Annotated in this window: 20 protein-coding genes and 1 tRNA gene; 11 read left to right on the plus strand and 10 right to left on the minus strand. The window is 31.8% G+C overall.

Annotation, left to right across the window (positions count from 1 at the left end; translation table 11 throughout):
- Positions 1 to 34: 34 nt before the first annotated feature.
- On the minus strand, positions 35 to 991 hold the full coding sequence (locus KFZ70_RS11140) for a hypothetical protein (RefSeq protein WP_139698095.1): 957 nt from the start codon (positions 989 to 991) through the stop codon (positions 35 to 37).
- Between the two features lie 104 nt (positions 992 to 1,095).
- Between KFZ70_RS11140 and KFZ70_RS11145 the strand changes: the two genes are divergently transcribed.
- The 3 genes from KFZ70_RS11145 to KFZ70_RS11155 are packed head-to-tail and all read left to right on the plus strand — an operon-like array spanning position 1,096 to position 3,531.
- On the plus strand, positions 1,096 to 1,980 hold the full coding sequence (locus tag KFZ70_RS11145) for a hypothetical protein (protein ID WP_139698094.1): 885 nt from the start codon (positions 1,096 to 1,098) through the stop codon (positions 1,978 to 1,980).
- Positions 1,977 to 2,777: a glycosyltransferase family 2 protein gene (locus KFZ70_RS11150; RefSeq protein WP_139698093.1), complete on the plus strand. Its 801-nt coding sequence runs from the start codon at positions 1,977 to 1,979 to the stop codon at positions 2,775 to 2,777. The genes KFZ70_RS11145 and KFZ70_RS11150 overlap by 4 nt, the downstream gene beginning before the upstream one ends.
- A complete protein-coding gene (locus KFZ70_RS11155; protein WP_139698092.1) occupies positions 2,764 to 3,531 on the plus strand; it encodes a lipopolysaccharide kinase InaA family protein in 768 nt (255 codons plus the stop codon). The genes KFZ70_RS11150 and KFZ70_RS11155 overlap by 14 nt, the downstream gene beginning before the upstream one ends.
- On the opposite strand, the gene KFZ70_RS11160 is transcribed toward KFZ70_RS11155, so the two are convergent.
- From KFZ70_RS11160 to KFZ70_RS11170, 3 genes are all read right to left on the minus strand, one after another.
- A complete protein-coding gene (locus tag KFZ70_RS11160; RefSeq protein ID WP_139698091.1) occupies positions 3,528 to 4,286 on the minus strand; it encodes a glycosyltransferase family 2 protein in 759 nt (252 codons plus the stop codon). The two genes, KFZ70_RS11155 and KFZ70_RS11160, sit on opposite strands and share 4 nt — an antisense overlap.
- On the minus strand, positions 4,286 to 5,335 hold the full coding sequence (locus KFZ70_RS11165) for a glycosyltransferase family 9 protein (protein WP_139698090.1): 1,050 nt from the start codon (positions 5,333 to 5,335) through the stop codon (positions 4,286 to 4,288). Before KFZ70_RS11165 ends, KFZ70_RS11160 begins: the two co-directional genes overlap by 1 nt.
- 93 nt (positions 5,336 to 5,428) lie before the next feature.
- Positions 5,429 to 6,244 (minus strand): 2,3,4,5-tetrahydropyridine-2,6-dicarboxylate N-succinyltransferase, encoded by an 816-nt coding sequence (locus tag KFZ70_RS11170; RefSeq protein ID WP_139698089.1) that lies wholly within the window; start codon positions 6,242 to 6,244, stop codon positions 5,429 to 5,431.
- A 325-nt stretch (positions 6,245 to 6,569) separates the two neighbouring features.
- Between KFZ70_RS11170 and KFZ70_RS11175 the strand changes: the two genes are divergently transcribed.
- From KFZ70_RS11175 to KFZ70_RS11200, 6 genes are all read left to right on the plus strand, one after another.
- Entirely contained in the window at positions 6,570 to 6,848 is a 279-nt protein-coding gene (locus KFZ70_RS11175) for a hypothetical protein (protein WP_139698088.1), read from the plus strand.
- A 90-nt stretch (positions 6,849 to 6,938) separates the two neighbouring features.
- Positions 6,939 to 7,349: a Holliday junction resolvase RuvX gene (gene ruvX / locus KFZ70_RS11180; protein WP_139698087.1), complete on the plus strand. Its 411-nt coding sequence runs from the start codon at positions 6,939 to 6,941 to the stop codon at positions 7,347 to 7,349.
- Positions 7,350 to 7,751: 402 nt separating this feature from the next.
- Positions 7,752 to 8,000, plus strand: coding sequence for a T9SS type A sorting domain-containing protein (locus KFZ70_RS11185; RefSeq protein WP_139698086.1), 249 nt, complete (start codon positions 7,752 to 7,754; stop codon positions 7,998 to 8,000).
- Positions 8,001 to 8,124: 124 nt separating this feature from the next.
- Entirely contained in the window at positions 8,125 to 8,715 is a 591-nt protein-coding gene (gene def / locus KFZ70_RS11190) for a peptide deformylase (protein ID WP_139698085.1), read from the plus strand.
- Positions 8,716 to 8,769: 54 nt separating this feature from the next.
- Entirely contained in the window at positions 8,770 to 9,204 is a 435-nt protein-coding gene (locus KFZ70_RS11195; protein ID WP_139698084.1) for a DUF5606 domain-containing protein, read from the plus strand.
- A gap of 104 nt (positions 9,205 to 9,308) precedes the next feature.
- A complete protein-coding gene (locus tag KFZ70_RS11200) occupies positions 9,309 to 9,878 on the plus strand; it encodes a TlpA disulfide reductase family protein (protein ID WP_139698083.1) in 570 nt (189 codons plus the stop codon).
- Here KFZ70_RS11200 and KFZ70_RS11205 read toward each other — a convergent pair.
- The 5 genes from KFZ70_RS11205 to KFZ70_RS11225 are packed head-to-tail and all read right to left on the minus strand — an operon-like array spanning position 9,875 to position 14,792.
- Positions 9,875 to 11,023 (minus strand): lycopene cyclase family protein, encoded by a 1,149-nt coding sequence (locus KFZ70_RS11205; RefSeq protein ID WP_139698082.1) that lies wholly within the window; start codon positions 11,021 to 11,023, stop codon positions 9,875 to 9,877. The two genes, KFZ70_RS11200 and KFZ70_RS11205, sit on opposite strands and share 4 nt — an antisense overlap.
- A 17-nt stretch (positions 11,024 to 11,040) precedes the next feature.
- A complete protein-coding gene (locus KFZ70_RS11210) occupies positions 11,041 to 11,490 on the minus strand; it encodes a sterol desaturase family protein (RefSeq protein ID WP_139698081.1) in 450 nt (149 codons plus the stop codon).
- A gap of 10 nt (positions 11,491 to 11,500) precedes the next feature.
- Positions 11,501 to 12,340, minus strand: a complete 840-nt coding sequence (locus KFZ70_RS11215) for a phytoene/squalene synthase family protein (protein WP_139698080.1) — start codon at positions 12,338 to 12,340, stop codon at positions 11,501 to 11,503.
- 36 nt (positions 12,341 to 12,376) lie between these two features.
- Complete coding sequence (locus tag KFZ70_RS11220) at positions 12,377 to 13,849, minus strand: NAD(P)/FAD-dependent oxidoreductase (RefSeq protein WP_139698079.1); 1,473 nt, start codon at positions 13,847 to 13,849, stop codon at positions 12,377 to 12,379.
- A gap of 43 nt (positions 13,850 to 13,892) precedes the next feature.
- Positions 13,893 to 14,792, minus strand: coding sequence for a MerR family transcriptional regulator (locus KFZ70_RS11225; protein WP_139698078.1), 900 nt, complete (start codon positions 14,790 to 14,792; stop codon positions 13,893 to 13,895).
- Between the two features lie 251 nt (positions 14,793 to 15,043).
- Here KFZ70_RS11225 and KFZ70_RS11230 point away from each other — a divergent pair, with 251 nt between their 5' ends.
- Positions 15,044 to 17,305: a tetratricopeptide repeat protein gene (locus KFZ70_RS11230; RefSeq protein WP_139698077.1), complete on the plus strand. Its 2,262-nt coding sequence runs from the start codon at positions 15,044 to 15,046 to the stop codon at positions 17,303 to 17,305.
- 23 nt (positions 17,306 to 17,328) lie between these two features.
- Here KFZ70_RS11230 and KFZ70_RS11235 read toward each other — a convergent pair.
- Positions 17,329 to 17,413 (minus strand) — tRNA-Leu (locus KFZ70_RS11235).
- A 440-nt stretch (positions 17,414 to 17,853) separates the two neighbouring features.
- Between KFZ70_RS11235 and KFZ70_RS11240 the strand changes: the two genes are divergently transcribed.
- Positions 17,854 to 18,387, plus strand: coding sequence for an inorganic diphosphatase (locus KFZ70_RS11240; RefSeq protein ID WP_139698076.1), 534 nt, complete (start codon positions 17,854 to 17,856; stop codon positions 18,385 to 18,387).
- Positions 18,388 to 18,474: the final 87 nt, after the last annotated feature.

Here is an 18,474-nt window from a genome sequence, read left to right on the forward strand (position 1 = left end):
GGCTTTTCATAATAAGTAATATTTAAGGTATAGGTTAATTTTTTTGTAAATCAAACACCTGTTCTACAAAATGGTCAACAGTAAATTTGTAATAGATGTTCTTCTCTAAAGGAATATATTCGGTTTTAAAAAATTGGGGATTAATGCTAAAATCATCGTCATTTAAAACTAGAATGTTATTAGCTTTATAAAACGCGTATTCTTTTACAGTATGGTTTGTAGTGATTATTTTTTTTTGATAGGCTAGGGCTTCAAAGATTCTAAAACTTAAACCATTGTGTCCTTTTCTAACTAAATCAAGCATCACTTTTGATCTGTTTAAGTATAAATTTAGCTGTGTCGTGTCAATATCATTATTACTGTGTTCAATGCCCTTGTATAAATTGCTTGGTCTTTTTTTAGAAACAACTATAAATTTATAGCTTACATTATTGTCATCAAGCTTTTTTGCCAACTTATTTAATTGTTTAATTCTTTGGTCTGGCGACATAACCATAAATAAATCATATTCAAAATCATGTCTAATATCTTGTTTATCTAAATAAATGTAGTTTGTGATGTGCTCAAAATTGTAGGTTTTTACATCTTCTAAATCAAAAGAAAAAATGCGATTAAAAACATCGTTTAAAAGATGGTTTATAGGAAAGCGTTTACAACTATCATAAATATAAGCAATATAGTTTTTAGTAAAACCTTTTATTGCTAAATGCGTAGGCTTATCAATTAAATCAGGCCTTATAACTAGAATATAATCCTGTTTTCCTATTTTTTCAAGTGTATTAAGAATATATTTTTGCCTGTTTATTTTTTTTTTATTCTTTTTTAAAAACGTTTTGGATAAAAAATTACCCAATTTTTCAAACACGCTTTTATACACATACTTGTATTTGCTTATATCAATATGGGTAGCATCTATTCCTTTCTTTTGTAATGTGTTTACAATATGGTGGTCGTAGTCCCAGTAATCAAAACTGATTAGGCAAATCCTCATTAATTAAGTTTTTAAAATCAAATTTAGTCTTTTTTTTGGTTTACCCAATGACCTTTAAATAGGTATTGTATATTTGTTTTTATTTTATTTGAATATTGAGATTTATGAATAAAATTCAAGTAGGCTTTTTGGTATCATACGATTATGAGTTGCTAAAAAATGCTATTCCGTTGGTTTATAAACAAGCCGACACAATTTATTTGGCTTTAGATAAGGATAGAAAAACGTGGAACGGGGAAACTATTGAAATAGCTGATAATTTTTTTGATTGGATAAGGGCTTACGATACCGATAAAAAGATTCATTTATACGAAGACCAATTTTATGTAAAAGATTTATCTACTATGCAATGCGAGGTGAGAGAACGTAAAATGTTGGCAAATAAAATGGGGATAGGTAATTGGATTATTCAACTAGACGCCGATGAATATTTTATAAATTTTAAACGATTTGTTACATACCTAAGAACTAAAACTAGGCTTTTGATAAATCCAGAGAAGCACCCAGTTCAAATTCAGCCATTTCATGTAAGTTTATATAAAAAAGTTGATGAAGGATATTTGTACGTAGATGAAGCTACAAAAACCGTGGTAGCAACCAATTACCCAGAGTATACTGTTGGTAGAAAAACAAAAGGTCAGGTTATATATTTTAATGCCTTAATACTTCATGAATGTTTAGCAAGAAACCGAGATGATTTGTTGCAAAAACTAACAAATTGGGGGCATAATAATGATTTTGATATAGAGGCATTTATGAAGAAATGGGATGGTGTTAATGAACACAATTATAAAGAAAAAGAGAATTTCTTTTTTTTAGAACCAGAGAAATGGAAATATCTGGACTTTGTAAAAGGGAAAAACTTCAAAGAATTATTTGATAATTTTAAAATAGAAAAGGAGCAAGGGCTCTATAAAACTAAGTTTTTTATCATAAAAAAGAACATAGGACAATTTTTTAGATACCATTTTAAAAAGAAATCATTTTGACATCTGCACTCATTATAACAACCTATAACTGGCCGGAAGCACTTGAACTCGTTTTAAAAAGTGTTAAATTACAAGAGGTTTTTCCTACTGAAGTTATTATCGCGGATGATGGTTCCTCCAGTGAAACAAAAGAATTGATTGAAGCTTTTGCAAAAGAGTTTCCAGTGCCTTTGAAGCATGTTTGGCATGAAGATAAGGGGTTTAGAAAATCTGGAATTTTGAATTTAGCAATTTCAAAAACTAAAGCAGATTATATAATTCAGCTAGATGGGGATTGTATAATGCATAAAAAATTTATTAAAGACCATTTGCAAAGTGTTGAATCAAATACGTATTTGTATGGTTCTAGAGTAAATGTTCAAGAAGATTTTTTATCAATATTGTTTAAAAAGAAAATAGTTAAGTTTTCTTATTTTTCAAAGGGTATAAAAAAACGGAATAGAAACCTTCATATACCATTTTTGGGAAGTTTAATATATAAGAAGAGCAATAAATTATCAAGAAAATTAAGAGGTTGTAATCTTTCTTATTGGAAATCAGATTTTATAAAAGTTAATGGCTATAATGAAAATATGACGGGTTGGGGTAGAGAAGATTCAGAACTCATCATTAGAATAATAAATAGTGGTATTTTAGGTAAGCGAATGAAATTTAAAGCCATTATCTATCATATTTGGCACAAAGAAAGTTCAAAAACAAAATTGAATATTAATGATACGATTCAGCAAAAGACCATTGAAGAGAGAAGGGTTTGGTGTGAAAACGGTATAGATAAATACTTAAATGAAAGGGAATAAGATTATACATAGTCGTTATAATAAGCACGAACTTTTTTTTGATGATATTATTGAAAATTTTGACACTAAAGGGGAAAACTTTGGTAATCAAGATAGAAATTCTTTAAAACTATTTCAGTTAGAGGATAAAACGGTTAATGTTAAGTCTTTTAGAGTGCCTAGTATTATTAATCAAATTGCGTATCGTTTTTTTAGAAAAAGTAAGGCACAACGGTCATATGAGTATGCCAACAAGCTAATGGATTTAAATATTGGAACCCCACTACCCATAGCATATTACGAGTTTAAAACCCTTTTTTTGTTTAAAAAGAGCTTTTACATCAGTGAGCAGTTAGATTGTGAATTAACCTATAGAGAACTCACAACAGATTTTAGTATTCCAAATTACCAAGCTATTCTCCGAGCATTTACCCGGTTTACATTTGAGCTGCATGAAAAAGGGGTTCATTTTTTAGATCATTCTCCAGGGAACACACTCATTCAATTAAATAACGGTGATTATAAATTTTATTTAGTTGATCTGAATAGGATGGAATTTAAGACCTTGGATTTTGAAACTAGAATAAAAAATTTTTCGCGTTTAACTACCCATAAATCTATGGTTGAAATAATGAGTGATGAATATGCTAAATGCTCTGGAGAAAACTTTAATGCAATTTTTGATTTGATGTGGGGTGAAACATTAGTTTTTCAAAAGAAATACCACCGAAAACAGCAGCTTAAAAAAAAAATAAAATTTTGGAAAAGGTACTAATTGTTTCGTTTAGTTAGCTCGTAAAGTTTTATATACTTCAAAAATGTTACATTAAAGGTCTGAATACAAATAATCAAACCATTCAATCCATCTAAAAATCCAAGTCTTAAAAAATAAGCTTTAAAAAATGCCCAAGAAGGCCTAAACACAATTTTAAATATAGAAGAATTAATACCCAATTTGTAATACGAATGAGCGGCAATCGTTGAAAACCGTTCAACTTTAAGGTTATGTTCTTGGTAGTCTCTGTAAATCCAGTGTAGTAAATCTCCTTTTAAATGTCCAGATTTAAGTCCTTTTTTTAAGGTGTAGCTGTCGTGAGGGTTAATACCTTTCCATTCGCCACTCCCTTTTTTGAATAGTCGAAGCTTTCGGTCGGGATACCAATCTGAGTGTTTTATCCATTGGCCACAATAATTGTTTAATCTATTGGAATAATATCCTTCAAATTGCCAATTTGCTTTTACTTTTAAAATAGAGTCTTTTAATGTTTCAGAAAGCGCTTCATCTCCATCTAAAGACAAAATATAATCATGTTTTGCTAACGAAAGTGCATAGTTTTTTTGTTCAATATAGCCATCAAAAATATGTTCAATAAATCTAACATTAAACTGTTTACATATTTCGGGAGTTTGGTCGGTTGAAAATGAATCAACTACTAAAATTTCATCTACTACACCAACTAAAGATTGTAAGCATTTTTCTAAATGTTCTTCTTCATTATAGGTTATTATAACGCCTGATATTTTTACCATTACAATGCTTTTAAAAACGTTTTTAGCTGGTTTGAGAATAATTCGGGTTTGAATAATTGATAAAGTTGAAGTGCTTCTTTTTTATATTGTTTTTCAGGTTTGGTATAGTACTCAGGATAATAGTCTTTTAAATGAACTCCAATATTTTTTTCTTCTTCAAAAAGACTCCAAGACGCTTTATCAATCCAAGGCGAAAATATTGAAAAGGTTTTTACTTTCATTGCCTTAGCCATATTTACCGCGCCACCTTCATTACCAATAAGCGCATCACAATGGTATGTGATGGCTAAAAATTGTCTTAAACTTTTTCCAAAGACATTAAAATATATTTGGTCTTTAGTTTTGGGTTTGCAAAGGTTGAATATGGTTTTGGCGTCTTCTGCTTGATTTGGAATATAATTAAACAGAAGCTGTGCTTTTGGTTGCTCTTCAACAATAGTATCAACCACATGTGCCATGAAGGCAAAAGGATAGGTTTTGTTTTTGGTACTACCTAAAACACTAATCATAAAAACTGGGAACTCAAGTTTAAGTTTATTTTGGGTTAAAAACAGAGCACTGTCTTTAATTTCTTGTTTGCTGAGGTATATTTTAGGTTGAAGAGGTTCAGCGTCAATATATAAGGGACATAAAAGTTTAAGCCTATGCGTAATGGCTAAGTTATTCGTTTTACTTTTCTTTTTACGTTTTACATTCTCATTATAAATCCAAGCCGTATAGAGTTTGTAATAGGATATTTTTATTTTGGCGCCAGAATATAAACTGATTATATTACTTGAAAGTTTTGAATACACATCAATAACAACATCATATTGTTGTGCTTTTATCTTTTTAGCAAGTACGAATAAGCCATGTTTGATTTGTTCTTCCTTTTTTGTGAAGAAAATAAAATTATCAATAAAAGGATTGTTTTCTACTACAGGATAGGTGTAGTCGTTTATCAAATAATCTAATTGAGCTTTTGGATATTCATGACGAAGTACTTCAAACAGAATACTGCTTGTAAGCACATCGCCAATCATTTTTTGTTGTATAACCAGTATTTTCACTCGATAATCGAGATTTTAATATTTATAAACTAGTAGTTTAAAAGCCTAAGTGTCTTTTGATGTAAAAATATCCTAAAAACTATGTCTTGTGGTTTACACAGCTACATCATGTTCACGAAGCGCATCGTTAAGTGATGTTTTTTTATTGGTACTTTCTTTACGTTTTCCAATGATTAAGGCACAAGGCACGTTGAAGGTTCCAGAAGGAAATTCTTTAGCATAACTACCAGGAATGACTACTGAACGTGCTGGTACAACACCGCGGTATTCCATAGGTTTATCACCAGTTACATCAATAATTTTTGTGCTCATAGTTAGGGTAACTCCTGCACCTAAAACAGCTTCAGTTTCAACGCGAACGCCTTCCACTACAATACATCGGCTTCCAATAAACGCGTTGTCTTCAATGATAACAGGGGCTGCTTGCAGGGGTTCAAGAACACCGCCTATACCAACACCGCCTGATAAATGTACATTTTTACCTATTTGAGCACAGCTTCCTACCGTAGCCCAAGTGTCAACCATAGTACCTTCGTCTACATAGGCACCAATATTTACATAGCTAGGCATTAAAATAGTTCCGCTAGAAATATAAGCACCATGTCTTGCTACGGCATGAGGTACTACACGAATACCTTTTTCTTGATAGCCTCTTTTTAAAGGTATTTTATCATGAAACTCTAGTGGACCACACTCAATAGTTTCCATTTTTTGCGTAGGAAAGTACAATACCACTGCTTTTTTTACCCACTCGTTAACTTGCCAACCACCTTCAATAGGTTCAGCAACTCTTAATTCTCCTTTGTCTAATAAATCTACTACCTCTTTTATGGCAGCTATTGTTTTTTCGTCATTTAATAACGCACGGTTATTCCAAGCGTCTTCTATGATTTGTTGTAATTCAGTCATTGGTATTAATATTTTCAGCAAATATACTAGCTATACTTGAAATAGGCGATGAAATGAAAAAAATTATAAGGTGGTTTCTATGAAACATTGATAATGTTTAAAGTGCTTTTTATGGAATGAAAACAGCAGTTAAACTTTTTGTCTTGCTTGAAATAGGTTGAAATGCACAAAATAAAGCTTTTAGTCGGTAAAACATGTGTTTTAACTATTTATCGGTTAAAAATAACTGCTTCTCTAATAATCGAAAATTCTGTTTTGTACAACTAATTTTTTGCGTGCCAGGCTTAGAGTGAACCTATATTTGAATCATCAAACAATAACAACCATGAAAACAAATTTCTACTTATTATTAATTTTCTTATTAGCGTTCTCTTTTGGAAATGCTCAAAGTGATGATTCTAAAGTAAGTGTAGAAACTGTTAAGGTAATTTCAAACGAGACGCCTAACCAGATAAATGAAAGTGAATTATTGATTGATGCTACAGAACTAAAAGCAAATATTGCTAAAATAAATAGTGATATTAGAATTTATTTAAACCGTCAGAGAAAAGCAGGTAACATTAGTTTTGTATTCCCAAAGATTAATAAAGCGGTTAAGGCTTAATTCAAATATTAATAATTTAAGGTTTAAACAAGAGGGCTGTCAGTATTGATAGCCCTCTTTATTTTGTTACATTTGTGCCAAAAGAAACTAATGGCGCGTATTCTAGCAATAGATTTTGGAACCAAACGAACGGGAATAGCAGTAACTGATGAGTTACAAATTATAGCCTCAGGGTTAACCACTGTTGACACTAAAGAGCTCATTCCTTTTTTAGATGAATATGTGAAGAAAGAAAATGTAGAACTTTTTTTAGTAGGGGAACCAAAGCAAATGGACAATTCGGCGTCTGAAAGCGAAGTTCATATTCAAGCCTTCTTAGAAAAATTACATAAAAAAATCCCCAGTATTCTTATAAAACGTGTAGATGAGCGTTTTACTTCAAAAATAGCCTTTCAAACTATGATTGCTAGTGGTTTGAATAAAAAACAACGTAAAAACAAGGCACTTGTAGATGAGATAAGTGCGACATTGATTTTACAAAGTTATTTGTATTCTAAGTAGTTGTGGAAAAATAAGTCAGACTTTGTAGGAAATTCTTAAATTTATATCTGAAATCAATAACCAATGATATGAAACAAATTTACTTATTAGACTTTACTCTACTTTTTTCTTTAGCACAAGTTTTTGCAGACCAGTGCCTAAATTCTGGAACAACGTCTTCAAATGGTAATTAAATTATATGCAACCTTTTGAGCATGTTATGATAGGCCAAGTGTAATTACTGTAAATAATACTACTACGGATTTTATTTTAGATGCCTTTTCTTGCTTAACAAAAGTTTCTGTATATAATAAAGAAGAGACTTCTGGCCCTGCCATTACAGGTCAATATTTTACAGTCGCCTCTGGTTTTGATTCTACTTGTGAGTATTCTTTAGGAACATTGCCAACAGAAGAATTTAGCATGATAAAGGAAGAATTTAAAGTGTTTGCAAATGCGGTAAATGGAAATGAAATGAATCTGTCTTTTGAAATTGCTACTTCAGTGGACATTGAACCATATGCTATTACTGGCAAGTTTGTGTTTAAAACATCATCTAAAAATACCTTTTCTAAAATTATAAATGTTGGTGGATTACCCAATGGTATTTACATGATAAAAATAAATAAAGGTAATAATGCTTTAACAAGAAAAGTGGTTATACTTAAATAAAAGGTATTCGCTCAAACTATCAACTCCTTTATGTATATATTAGATAGAGGAGTTTTTTATTCTCAAAAAGAGACATAAAATATCACATAGAATTGTATTTTTGCACAATTAATTTTGTTTCCAGATGATTTTACCCATAGTAGCCTACGGAGATCCGGTATTAAAGAAGAAAGCTGAACCCATTACAAAAGACTATCCTAAGTTCGATGCGTTGTTACAGAATATGTTTGAAACCATGTACAATGCTTATGGGGTAGGGTTGGCTGCTCCACAAGTTGGATTACCTATTAGAATGTTTTTAGTAGACACATCGCCATTTGCAGAAGATGAAGATTTACCAGCCGATGAACAAAAAGCTTTAGGCGATTTTAAACGTGTTTTTATTAATGCGCAAATTCTAGAGGAAGAAGGCGATGAATGGGCGTTTAACGAAGGGTGTTTAAGCATACCTGATGTTAGGGAAGATGTGTTTAGAAAACCAAAGGTTACTATAGAGTATCTCGATGAGCATTTTCAGCCACATACAGAAACGTTCGATGGCTTGATTGCTCGGGTTATTCAACATGAGTACGATCATATAGAAGGGATTTTATTTATTGATAAACTTTCTAGCTTAAAAAAAAGATTAATAAAAGGAAGGCTGGCAAATATATCAAAAGGAAAGATAAACGTAGATTATAGAATGCGTTTTCCAAACCAAAAAAAGAAACGATAATACTTGCAAGACAGTATTAAACAGATGATATTTGCGCTTTTGAAAATATAAAATATGAGTTTAGATAAAGTAATTTCAATTTCAGGAAAACCAGGTTTATATAAGTTAGTCACGCAAACCAGAGGTGGGTTTGTTGCAGAATCTTTGCTTGATAGCAAACGTGTATCTGTGAGTGTTCAAAATAATGTGAGTATGTTAAGTGAAATTGCTATATATACCTTAGCAGAAGAAGTGCCGTTGAAAGAAGTATTTCAAAAAATTAAAGAAAAGGAAAACGGAGAGCCTGCATCTGTAAAGCCAAAAGATAGTAAGGATAAACTGGAAGAATATTTCTTTGAAGTGCTGCCTGATTATGATGAGGATAGAGTGTATCCTAGTGATATAAAAAAGGTTATTCAATGGTATAACCTTTTACAAAAACATAATATGTTAGAGGGTTTAACCGATGATGAAAATACGGTTACTGAAGCCTCTGATGAAGAGGAATAAAAATAAGTGCATACTTATAATTACTAAACCTCTCAACTGTGAGAGGTTTTTTTGTAGGTTTAGGTGGTTGTTTAAATGTAATACCATGCTTTAAATTTGTATTCATGAAGATATCAAAAGCTCAACTTAAGAATGTTACTTTTTTAGTCATAATAGTCCTATTGTTGATTCCAAAAACAAGACAGTCTATTCAAATTTTATTAAATAAGGGTTTGGCACTTATAGCACCTTCGGTTGAGAAGGATTCAAATCAAAAAATGTTGTCTGAGACAGATTATCTTTGGAATTTACAATCGACTTCAGGCGCGCTGTTACATTTTGATGATTTAAAAGGTAAAGTTATTTTGGTGAATTTTTGGGCTACATGGTGTCCGCCATGTATTGCTGAGATGCCTAGCTTAGAAGCCTTATTTCAAGATTATAAAAACGAGGTAGCGTTTGTTTTTGTTTCTAATGAAACCCATGAAACGACAAAGACTTTTTTAAATGATAAAAATTATTCTTTTCCATCTTTTGTACCTTTAACAGAATACCCGAAACTTTTCAATGTGTCGAGTATCCCTAGAACTTTTTTAATTGATAAGTCTGGTCATATAGTCATTGATAAAACTGGGGCTGCCAATTGGGATAGTGACAAGGTGAAACAAACTATTGAAAATTTATTAGCCAATTAAAGAGTTTTAAAAAAGGCTTTTATAAAACTGAAAGAGAACAACGACCACATGATTTGGAGGTCTTCAAAAAAGGTGGATTCTTCATCAAGAAATTTAAACATGGTTTGTACGTTGTTTTTTTTATAAAATTGATAAAAAATCCATTCGCCTTTTTCGTTTTCGTCCTGTAAAACTTTAAGAAATATTTTATCATAGAACTTAAACCGTTTTTTTGAAAGTTTATAAGTTGGTAAACGGTTTGCTTTTATGTTCTCAATAATTCGATGTGCCTTTTTTTCGGTGTGTTTAAAAGCATAGCCTGTAGAGCCTTTTACCCAACCTCCAGCGGTTCCAATTTTTGTGATACGAAGGGTATTGAGTTTTTCAAAAGGATAATCGGTCATAGGTATTTGTCCTATTTCAGTTTCAACGATAGTGTAGGAATCAATGTTCAAGTAATTGGTAATATATTGGGCAATATATTCGTCATAAACTGATGCTTCAACCGTTTCTTTTGTGAAATAAGTAAACTCTATTAAGGCTTCATTTTTTGAAAACGGCAAAACATAAGTGAAGGTGGTTTGGTTGCCATCTTTTAATCTAAAGTCCATCATAGTCATACAATGGTTGTCAAAAACATTGGTATTACACCTTATAACCCAACCTTTAAAGTGTTGAATGATGGAACTATGTTTAGAGGTATTTATGTTAAAGGTGTCAGGAATACGGCTGTCAAACACATGATGAGCGGTATAGGTGTTTTTATCTGTTGTGACCTTTACGTATTCTAATTCTGAAGTGTTAGTAACTGTTTCGTGATGAACTATAAAGTTTTTTTTGTTGTTTAGAATTTGTTTGGCATAGCTGTAAAAATCAATAGATTTAATGGTTTTGTAACAATAAGGTACAAGGTTGAGTGTTATGGAGTCCTTAGAGGTTATTATGGATGCTTTTTGCCACGACTTGAAAACTAAATCATCCCAAAAACTAGGTTGTTTTTCCCAAAAACTCCAGGTTTTGTCATTTTTAGTTTTTTTAGAAGGGTCTATAAGTGCTATTTTTTTATCAGAAAAAAAACTATCAGAAGCCATTTTTAAAGCGAGCTGAAATCCTGCTAATCCACTTCCTATAATGATATAGTCAAAATGGGAGGTGTCACGAGTCATACGTATCTGATAATCTGTTATTTTTTGAAATATTTGAAAGGTACAAATAGCATTCCGAAGCATTCACCATCATCTTTTCCTAAATGTTTATGATGTATTTTATGTGCTCGCCTTACGCCTCTGGCGTACCAGTTGTTGGCGTTCCTAAACATTTTAAATCGTTGATGAATAAATATATCATGAACCAAGAAATAAGATAGTCCGTATGCAAAAATACCTAACCCAATGGGCAGTCCTGGCCAGAAACTTGTATATTTCCATAATAGGAAGAACCCAATACTCACAATGGCATAAAAAATAAAAAAGGTGTCATTGCGTTCAAACCAGCTATCATGGTCTTTATGATGATGGTCTTTATGCAGGCTCCATAAAAAACCGTGCATAATATATTTATGTGTAAACCAAGCCATAAACTCCATAAAACAATAAGTGCCCAAAAAAATCAATATCCAATAAACAAAATGCATGACGTAAATTTTATAATAAATTTAGTTGATATTTGACATAACTTCTAGCTAAAAGTTCAATTTTTTTAGGATTTGAAACTCTAATTCTAGATTCTTTTATTTTTAAAGCAGGAGTACTTTTAAGTTTTTTCATGAGTTGACGGTAATAGCGATAGGCCATAAAAACACCAAATTTTGCTTCGATAGGTAGTTTTTTTATGCCTTGTAATCCTTTAGAAAAATCAGCTTCAATATCACCAATAATCTCTTTTTTAGATGTTTCGTCTAAGTTTTCTAAGTCGGTATTAGGGAAATACGTTCTGTTTAAACCTTCAAAGTCAGTTTTTAAATCACGAAGAAAATTAACTTTTTGAAAGGCAGATCCAAGTGCCATGGCAGTGTCTTTTAATTCTTCATATTTTTCAGTATCTCCCTTAACAAAAACCTTTAAGCACATTAAACCAACCACATCAGCAGATCCATAAATATAATTCCTATACTCGGTCTCTGTGAGATATTCTGTTTTATGTAAATCTAATTCCATGCTATGCATGAATGCATCAACTAAAGCTTTATCAATATTATATTTATGAAACGTGTGCTGGAAGGCATTTAAAATGGGATTTAAGCTCACTTTATGATGTATAGCAAGTTCTAAATCATCAGAGAACCTTTCAAAAAGCATTTCTTTATTGTAATCATGAAAACTATCAACAATTTCATCAGCCAATCTTACAAAACCATAAATATTGTAAATATCATTCCTTATCGATTTATATAGCATTTTGGTAGCCAAAGAAAAAGAGGTGCTATAGGTTGTTGTTACAAGCTTGCTGCTCTTGTAAGAAACGGTATCAAATAGTGCTTTCATAATGTTGGTTTTCTTTTTAAAGTTAAACAATTCCAATTAAACTAATACGCCAAACTGTTTTGAAATAAGGTTAGCCGCCAATTTTCCTGATATTAATGAAGGAGGTACTCCTGGACCAGGTACAGTTAACTGCCCTGTGAAGAAAAGGTTTTTTACCGTTTTGCTTTTTAATTTAGGTCTTAAAAACGCGGTTTGTAAAAGCGTGTTGGCCATACCGTACGCATTCCCTTTATATGAATTGTAATCTTTTATAAAATCATTGATACAAAAACTTTCATAAAACAAGATGTCTTCTGATACCTTTTGAGAGGTTACATGTTCAAATCGAGCTATTATCTTGTTAAAGTATTCTTTTCTAATGTTGTCATTGTCTTCTATACCTGGTGCTAATGGAATTAAAAAAATGCCTGCCTCTTTACCCTCAGGGGCAAAAAAATCATCTGTTTTACTCGGGAAACTAGCATAAAACAAGGGGCTTTCGGGCCATTTTGGATTATCATAAATGCTTTTGGCGTGGTTTTCAAAATCTACATCAAAGAACAGTGTATGATGATTTACATGCTTTAATGTTTTATCGAAACCCACATAAAAAAGTAGGGCAGCTGGTGCAAATGTTTTTTTAGACCAAAAAGTTTCAGAGTATTGTCGGTACGCTTTGTCCAGTAAGGTTTCAGTATGATGATAATCTGCACCACTGAGAACAATATTAGAATAAAACGCTTTACCGCCACAAATAAGTCCTTTTGCCGTTTTATCTTCAACAATTATACTTTCAATATTGGCGTTTGTTTTTATGGTTACGCCAAGTTCTTTAGCTAAATGTTCCATGGCTAGAATGACCTGATACATTCCCTTTTTTGGATGAAAAGTGCCCAAACCAAAATCGGCATAGTTCATAAAACTGTAAAAAGAAGGCGTGTCACTAGGTTTGGCACCTAGAAATAGCACGGGGAATTCTAAAATTTTAACCAGACGGTCATTTTTAAATTCTTTTCTTACATCTTTTTGAATGGTACTAAAAAACTGATTAATTTTTTTGATAGTATTTGGGGTAATTAACTCAAGTGGCGAAAGTCCAGGGTTGTAAACAAGGTCTTTTATGGCTATATCGTAGTTGCTTTTTGCATTTTGTATAAAGGTTGCTAATTTTTTAGAGCTGCCTGGTTCTTCATTTTCAAAAGCTTTAGAAATTTTTTCAAGGGTGTCTTCAATTGTGATGAGGTCATTTTTTCCAAAATATACACTGTAAGCAGGATTTAACTTTTCAAGTGTGTAGTAATCTGATGGTTTTTTATTGAAATCTCCAAAAAAGCGCTCAAAAACGTCGGGCATCCAATACCAAGTGGGGCCTATATCAAAGGTAAAGCCATCTTTTTTTAGTTGTCTTGCACGACCACCAATAGTATTGTTTTTTTCAAAAATAGTAACTTTAAAGCCATCTTGGGCTAAATAACAAGCTGCTGCAAGTGATGAGAAGCCAGATCCGATTATGTGAACAGTTGTTTTCATATTGTTTAACAAATATAAAAAAAAGATAAACAATATAAAATTTTTATAAAGCTTTTACTAAATTTTCGATAGAATTATAAATGGTTACCTTTTCAGGAAGATTGTCTATTTGTAAATCTTCAAGCTTTTTGCCTAATAATAGAAGTTGAGTCCTGTCTTTTTGGAGTAAGAGTTCGTTGAAATCTTGAATGTATTCTGGAATATCTTCGGGAGCCGGATTTACGGTAAAATAGGATATGAAGGTAACATCGTCATAAAACTCTAATAAATCACTTAAGCTTTGCATGGGTACACTTTCTCCCAAAAATATGGTATGGAATCCTCTACTTCTCAATTCATAATTAATAAACAATAACCCTATATCATGAATTTCATGATCTGGTAAAAATAAAACAAAGGTTTTTGAAACAGGTTTGGGTTCTAATAGTTGAAGGCGCTCAATGTTCAGCAAAATCTTTTGCTTTATATGAATAGACAAAAAATGCTCATGGGCAGGAGTTATGGTGTTGGTTTGCCATAATAATCCAATCTCATTTAATAAGGGTAAAAACACTGAGTAGAAAATCTCACTAAAGGTTTTGTTTTCTAGTAAGTTGTTATAAGTACTATAAAATAGGACTTGATCAAAATTAATCATGGCCATTTTTAAGGCATTAATGGCGTGGTCTTCAACCTGAGCTCGTGAAGCAATTTCTCTTACTTTTATTGGTATTTCCTCTTCCTTTAGTTCAGCAATTTTAGATATTTTTAACCCATTATTATTTAAATAAGAGATGTTTAATAGTTTTTGAAAACTTACTAAACTATAACTTCTTATATTAGTGTCTGATCTATTCGGTTGAAGTAAATTATAGCGCTTTTCCCAAATTCTAATGGTATGTGCTTTAATTCCCGTTAGGTTTTCAAGATCTTTAATACTAAAGTTTATCTTAATATTGTTCATTAAAACTTTATTTTTGTTAAACAAAATTAAGTAATAATTAAGTTATAAACTATACTTTTCTTTAAAATTTGGAACATTTTAATAGAATATTTAAGGATTTAAATGAATCACGCTATTTTTTGAAAGAAAAAATACACAATTAATACAGATGATGTTGGTAAATAAATTCAGAATTAATCTGTATTGATACACTATAGTTTTACCAAATAGGTTATTTTTAACTTTTATTTTATAGATAATTCTAAGAAACATTGAAGACTTTTAGTTTATGGTTTGTGGGTGCACTTTTAGCTGTACTGACATCGTGCAGAGAGGAAAAAAAAGAGTACATATCTGCCCAAGAACCTATTGAAACCGTATTTAAATCTACCGATAAAATTCCTGATAGTCATTTTTTAGGCGATGAGAAATGTAAAGCATGTCATGATGCAGAGTATAAACTATGGCAAGGTTCTCATCATGATAAGGCGATGCAGGAGGTAAAAGCTTCCACGGTATTGGGTGATTTTAATAATGTTACCTTTAAAAGTCAAGGTGTTACCTCTCGTTTTTATAAAAAAGGAGAAGATTATTATGTTAACACAGAAGGCCCAGATGGTAAGTATCATGATTATAATATTGTATATGTGTTTGGCATCACACCCTTGCAGCAATACATTGTTAAATTTCCAAACGGTCACTATCAATGTTTAAGAACCGCTTGGGATACCGAAAAAAATAAATGGTTTGATTTATATCCTGATTTTAAAGTGGTGCATTCAGAATGGCTGCATTGGTCAAGAGGCGGATTAAATTGGAATACTATGTGTTCTGATTGTCATTCAACCAATGTTAGAAAAAATTATGATTTACAAACACATAGCTATGACACTAAATATGCGCTTATCAATGTAAGTTGCGAGGCTTGCCATGGTCCTGGTAAAACGCATGTTGAACAAGTCAATAAATTAGGTGATGCTTATAAAGGTGCAGGAGACTTAAAAATGACTCCTGGCATTGATTCAGAAGAGTTGATAGACCAATGTGCTAGATGCCATATAAGACGAGAGCAAATTACAGAGTATTTTAATTTTGAAGGCTCTTTGTTAGATCATTATTTTCCACAGTTAATAGAGGAGAATCTGTATTATCCTGATGGTCAAATTTTAGATGAGGTATATGTCTATGGGTCATTTGTGCAGAGCAAAATGTATCAAAATGGGGTTATGTGTACAGATTGCCATAACCCACATTCATTAAAATTAAAATTTGAAGGTAATAAACTTTGTGCACAATGTCATGTGCCAGAGACCTATGATACGCCTTCTCATCATTTTCATGAATCAGGAACTGAAAGTGCTCAGTGTGTTAATTGTCATATGACAGGAAAGTATTATATGGGAAATGATTTTAGAAGAGACCATAGTTTTAGAATTCCAAGACCCGATTTAAGTTTAAAATATGGTTCACCAAATGCGTGTAAGCAATGTCATGACGATAAGGATGATGCGTGGGCTTGGGAAAATTACCAAGCATTGTTCGGGAAACCCAAAAACAAGCATTTTTCTGAATTATTAGCACCAGGTATAACAGGTGCAGAACATGGTATTGAAAGTTTAATGGAGTTGGTTCTCGATACTATTTACCCAGAAATTTCAAGAGCGTCAGCAGTAAAAAGCATGACCAATTATTTAAATCCAGAAGTGATTAACAACATGTTGCGTTTTCTTAATGACGATTCTGCCTTAGTAAGAGGTGCAACGCTTGATGTTTTGGGTAGTCTTGATTCTCCAGATTATTTAGAGTATTACTTACCATTGTTAAAAGATGAAAAACGTGCAGTAAGAGTAAAAACATTTTTTGCTTTAGGTGCTTTTGACGAACTTCAAATTCCTCAAGCCTATAAAGAGGTTTACAGCAAAGTGAAGAAAGAGTTTAATGCGAGTTTAAATGTAACGTCTGATTTTGTTGGAGGTAGAGTTAAACGGGCCAATTATGAATTAAAGAAGGGTAATTTGTTGGAAGCAATAAAATGGTATGAAAAGGCTCTGGAGATTGATAATATTAACAATATTGCTAGAACTAATTTAGCTAATTTGTATTACAGAAATGGTGATTTTGAAAAAGCAGAGCAAGCCTTTAAAACAATTATTAAGCAGGAGCCCGACTTTGGGCAAACCTATTTTTCATATGCTTTGTTGTTAGCAGAACTAAATAGATATGATGAGGCTATTGCACAAATGAAATTAGCTATAGATCGCATGCCAAATAACATTCGTCTTTATTATAATTTAAGTTTGCTGTATGATAAATCTAACGATTTAAAAAATGCAGAGAAATATGCGGCTTTAGGGTTGAAAAAGGCGCCTCAAAATGAGAGTTTATTATATATGTTGGCTTACGTATATTCTAAAAGTGGAGATATACAAAAGGCCACCAATGTATGCGAAACGCTTGTGAATCTATATCCTAATAATTCAAACTATGTTACCTTTTATAATCAATTAAGAGGGCAGTTGGCACAACAGAAATAAAGAGGGGTGATTTTGTTGTAAAGTGCGCACGAGAAGATTCGAACTTCCACATCCTAAACGGATACTGGCCCCTCAAGCCAGCGCGTCTACCAATTCCGCCACGTGCGCTAAAGTGAGCCGCAAATATACAGAAGTTTAAAACTTTTTAGCAAATGCTTGTCATAATTTTTATATCAAAAAACACAAGTTTGTTTGTAAAGGTGTTACAGATCTTTTCTTTTAAGAATCAATTACTTGAGTAGAACGTTTTTATGATTGAATATTCTAAAGGCTTGGGTAAAGTTAAAGAAAAACATTTTTGTTCTGTTGGTCACGATATTAAAAAGACCAACATTGGTTCCTTATGAAGTTGATAGTTTGATAAACTACAAGCTAAAAAATATCAAAGAAGTATTAAATTTGTAATAACTTTAATTTGAGTTTATCTTATTGTAAAATCTCATAAAACAAGAGTATTTACTTGCTTTAAGGAGAAGCGTTCAGTACATTTGTGAGCTTAAAAGTAAGGAGGAATACCCTTGCTGATATAGATGAAAAATAACAATACTATGAGTGAAAAGAATAAGAAACCAGTAACATTTGATGTCTTAATAGAAATACCAAAAGGAAGTAGAAACAAATATGAATACGATTTTGCTTTACACAAAATTCGATTTGATCGTATGTTGTTTTCATCTATGATGTATCCTGGAGATTATGGGTTTGTTCCAGAAACATTAGCTTTAGATCAGGATCCATTAGATGTATTGGTTTTAGGACACCAACCAACTTATCCAATGGTAGTTATGGAAGTTAGACCAATTGGTGTTTTCTATATGACCGATGAAAAAGGGCCAGATGAAAAAGTAATTTGTGTGCCTGTTTCAGATCCTATTTGGAGTAAGAAAGAAGATATATCAGATTTGAATCCCCATCGATTAAAAGAAATAGAACATTTCTTTCAGGTTTATAAAGATTTAGAAAAGAAAAAAGTAGATACAGGAGGTTGGGGTAATGCTGCTGCTGCTGTTAAAATTTATCAGGAATGTGTAAAGCGTTATGAGGAAAGTGATCACAAAAGAAAAAGAACCTTTACTATCTAAAAGAATATTTATGAATTATAGGAGCCATCTTTTCACTAAGGTGGCTTTTTTATTAAATTTCGTGACTATATTTTTAAAAATCACAGA

Source organism: Allotamlana fucoidanivorans (assembly GCF_045788535.1).
GTDB lineage: Bacteria > Bacteroidota > Bacteroidia > Flavobacteriales > Flavobacteriaceae > Allotamlana > Allotamlana fucoidanivorans.

Excerpts from the sequence above, each read along its gene's own strand:
- KFZ70_RS11140 (WP_139698095.1), bottom strand. The coding sequence starts at position 991 with ATGAGGATTTGCCTAATCAGTTTTGATTACTGGGACTACGACCACCAT.
- KFZ70_RS11145 (WP_139698094.1), top strand. The coding sequence starts at position 1,096 with ATGAATAAAATTCAAGTAGGCTTTTTGGTATCATACGATTATGAGTTG.
- KFZ70_RS11155 (WP_139698092.1), top strand. The coding sequence starts at position 2,764 with ATGAAAGGGAATAAGATTATACATAGTCGTTATAATAAGCACGAACTT.
- KFZ70_RS11160 (WP_139698091.1), bottom strand. The coding sequence starts at position 4,286 with ATGGTAAAAATATCAGGCGTTATAATAACCTATAATGAAGAAGAACAT.
- KFZ70_RS11170 (WP_139698089.1), bottom strand. The coding sequence starts at position 6,244 with ATGACTGAATTACAACAAATCATAGAAGACGCTTGGAATAACCGTGCG.
- KFZ70_RS11175 (WP_139698088.1), top strand. The coding sequence starts at position 6,570 with ATGAAAACAAATTTCTACTTATTATTAATTTTCTTATTAGCGTTCTCT.
- ruvX (WP_139698087.1), top strand. The coding sequence starts at position 6,939 with ATGGCGCGTATTCTAGCAATAGATTTTGGAACCAAACGAACGGGAATA.
- KFZ70_RS11185 (WP_139698086.1), top strand. The coding sequence starts at position 7,752 with ATGATAAAGGAAGAATTTAAAGTGTTTGCAAATGCGGTAAATGGAAAT.
- def (WP_139698085.1), top strand. The coding sequence starts at position 8,125 with ATGATTTTACCCATAGTAGCCTACGGAGATCCGGTATTAAAGAAGAAA.
- KFZ70_RS11195 (WP_139698084.1), top strand. The coding sequence starts at position 8,770 with ATGAGTTTAGATAAAGTAATTTCAATTTCAGGAAAACCAGGTTTATAT.
- KFZ70_RS11200 (WP_139698083.1), top strand. The coding sequence starts at position 9,309 with ATGAAGATATCAAAAGCTCAACTTAAGAATGTTACTTTTTTAGTCATA.
- KFZ70_RS11205 (WP_139698082.1), bottom strand. The coding sequence starts at position 11,023 with ATGACTCGTGACACCTCCCATTTTGACTATATCATTATAGGAAGTGGA.
- KFZ70_RS11210 (WP_139698081.1), bottom strand. The coding sequence starts at position 11,490 with ATGCATTTTGTTTATTGGATATTGATTTTTTTGGGCACTTATTGTTTT.
- KFZ70_RS11215 (WP_139698080.1), bottom strand. The coding sequence starts at position 12,340 with ATGAAAGCACTATTTGATACCGTTTCTTACAAGAGCAGCAAGCTTGTA.
- KFZ70_RS11220 (WP_139698079.1), bottom strand. The coding sequence starts at position 13,849 with ATGAAAACAACTGTTCACATAATCGGATCTGGCTTCTCATCACTTGCA.
- KFZ70_RS11225 (WP_139698078.1), bottom strand. The coding sequence starts at position 14,792 with ATGAACAATATTAAGATAAACTTTAGTATTAAAGATCTTGAAAACCTA.
- KFZ70_RS11240 (WP_139698076.1), top strand. The coding sequence starts at position 17,854 with ATGAGTGAAAAGAATAAGAAACCAGTAACATTTGATGTCTTAATAGAA.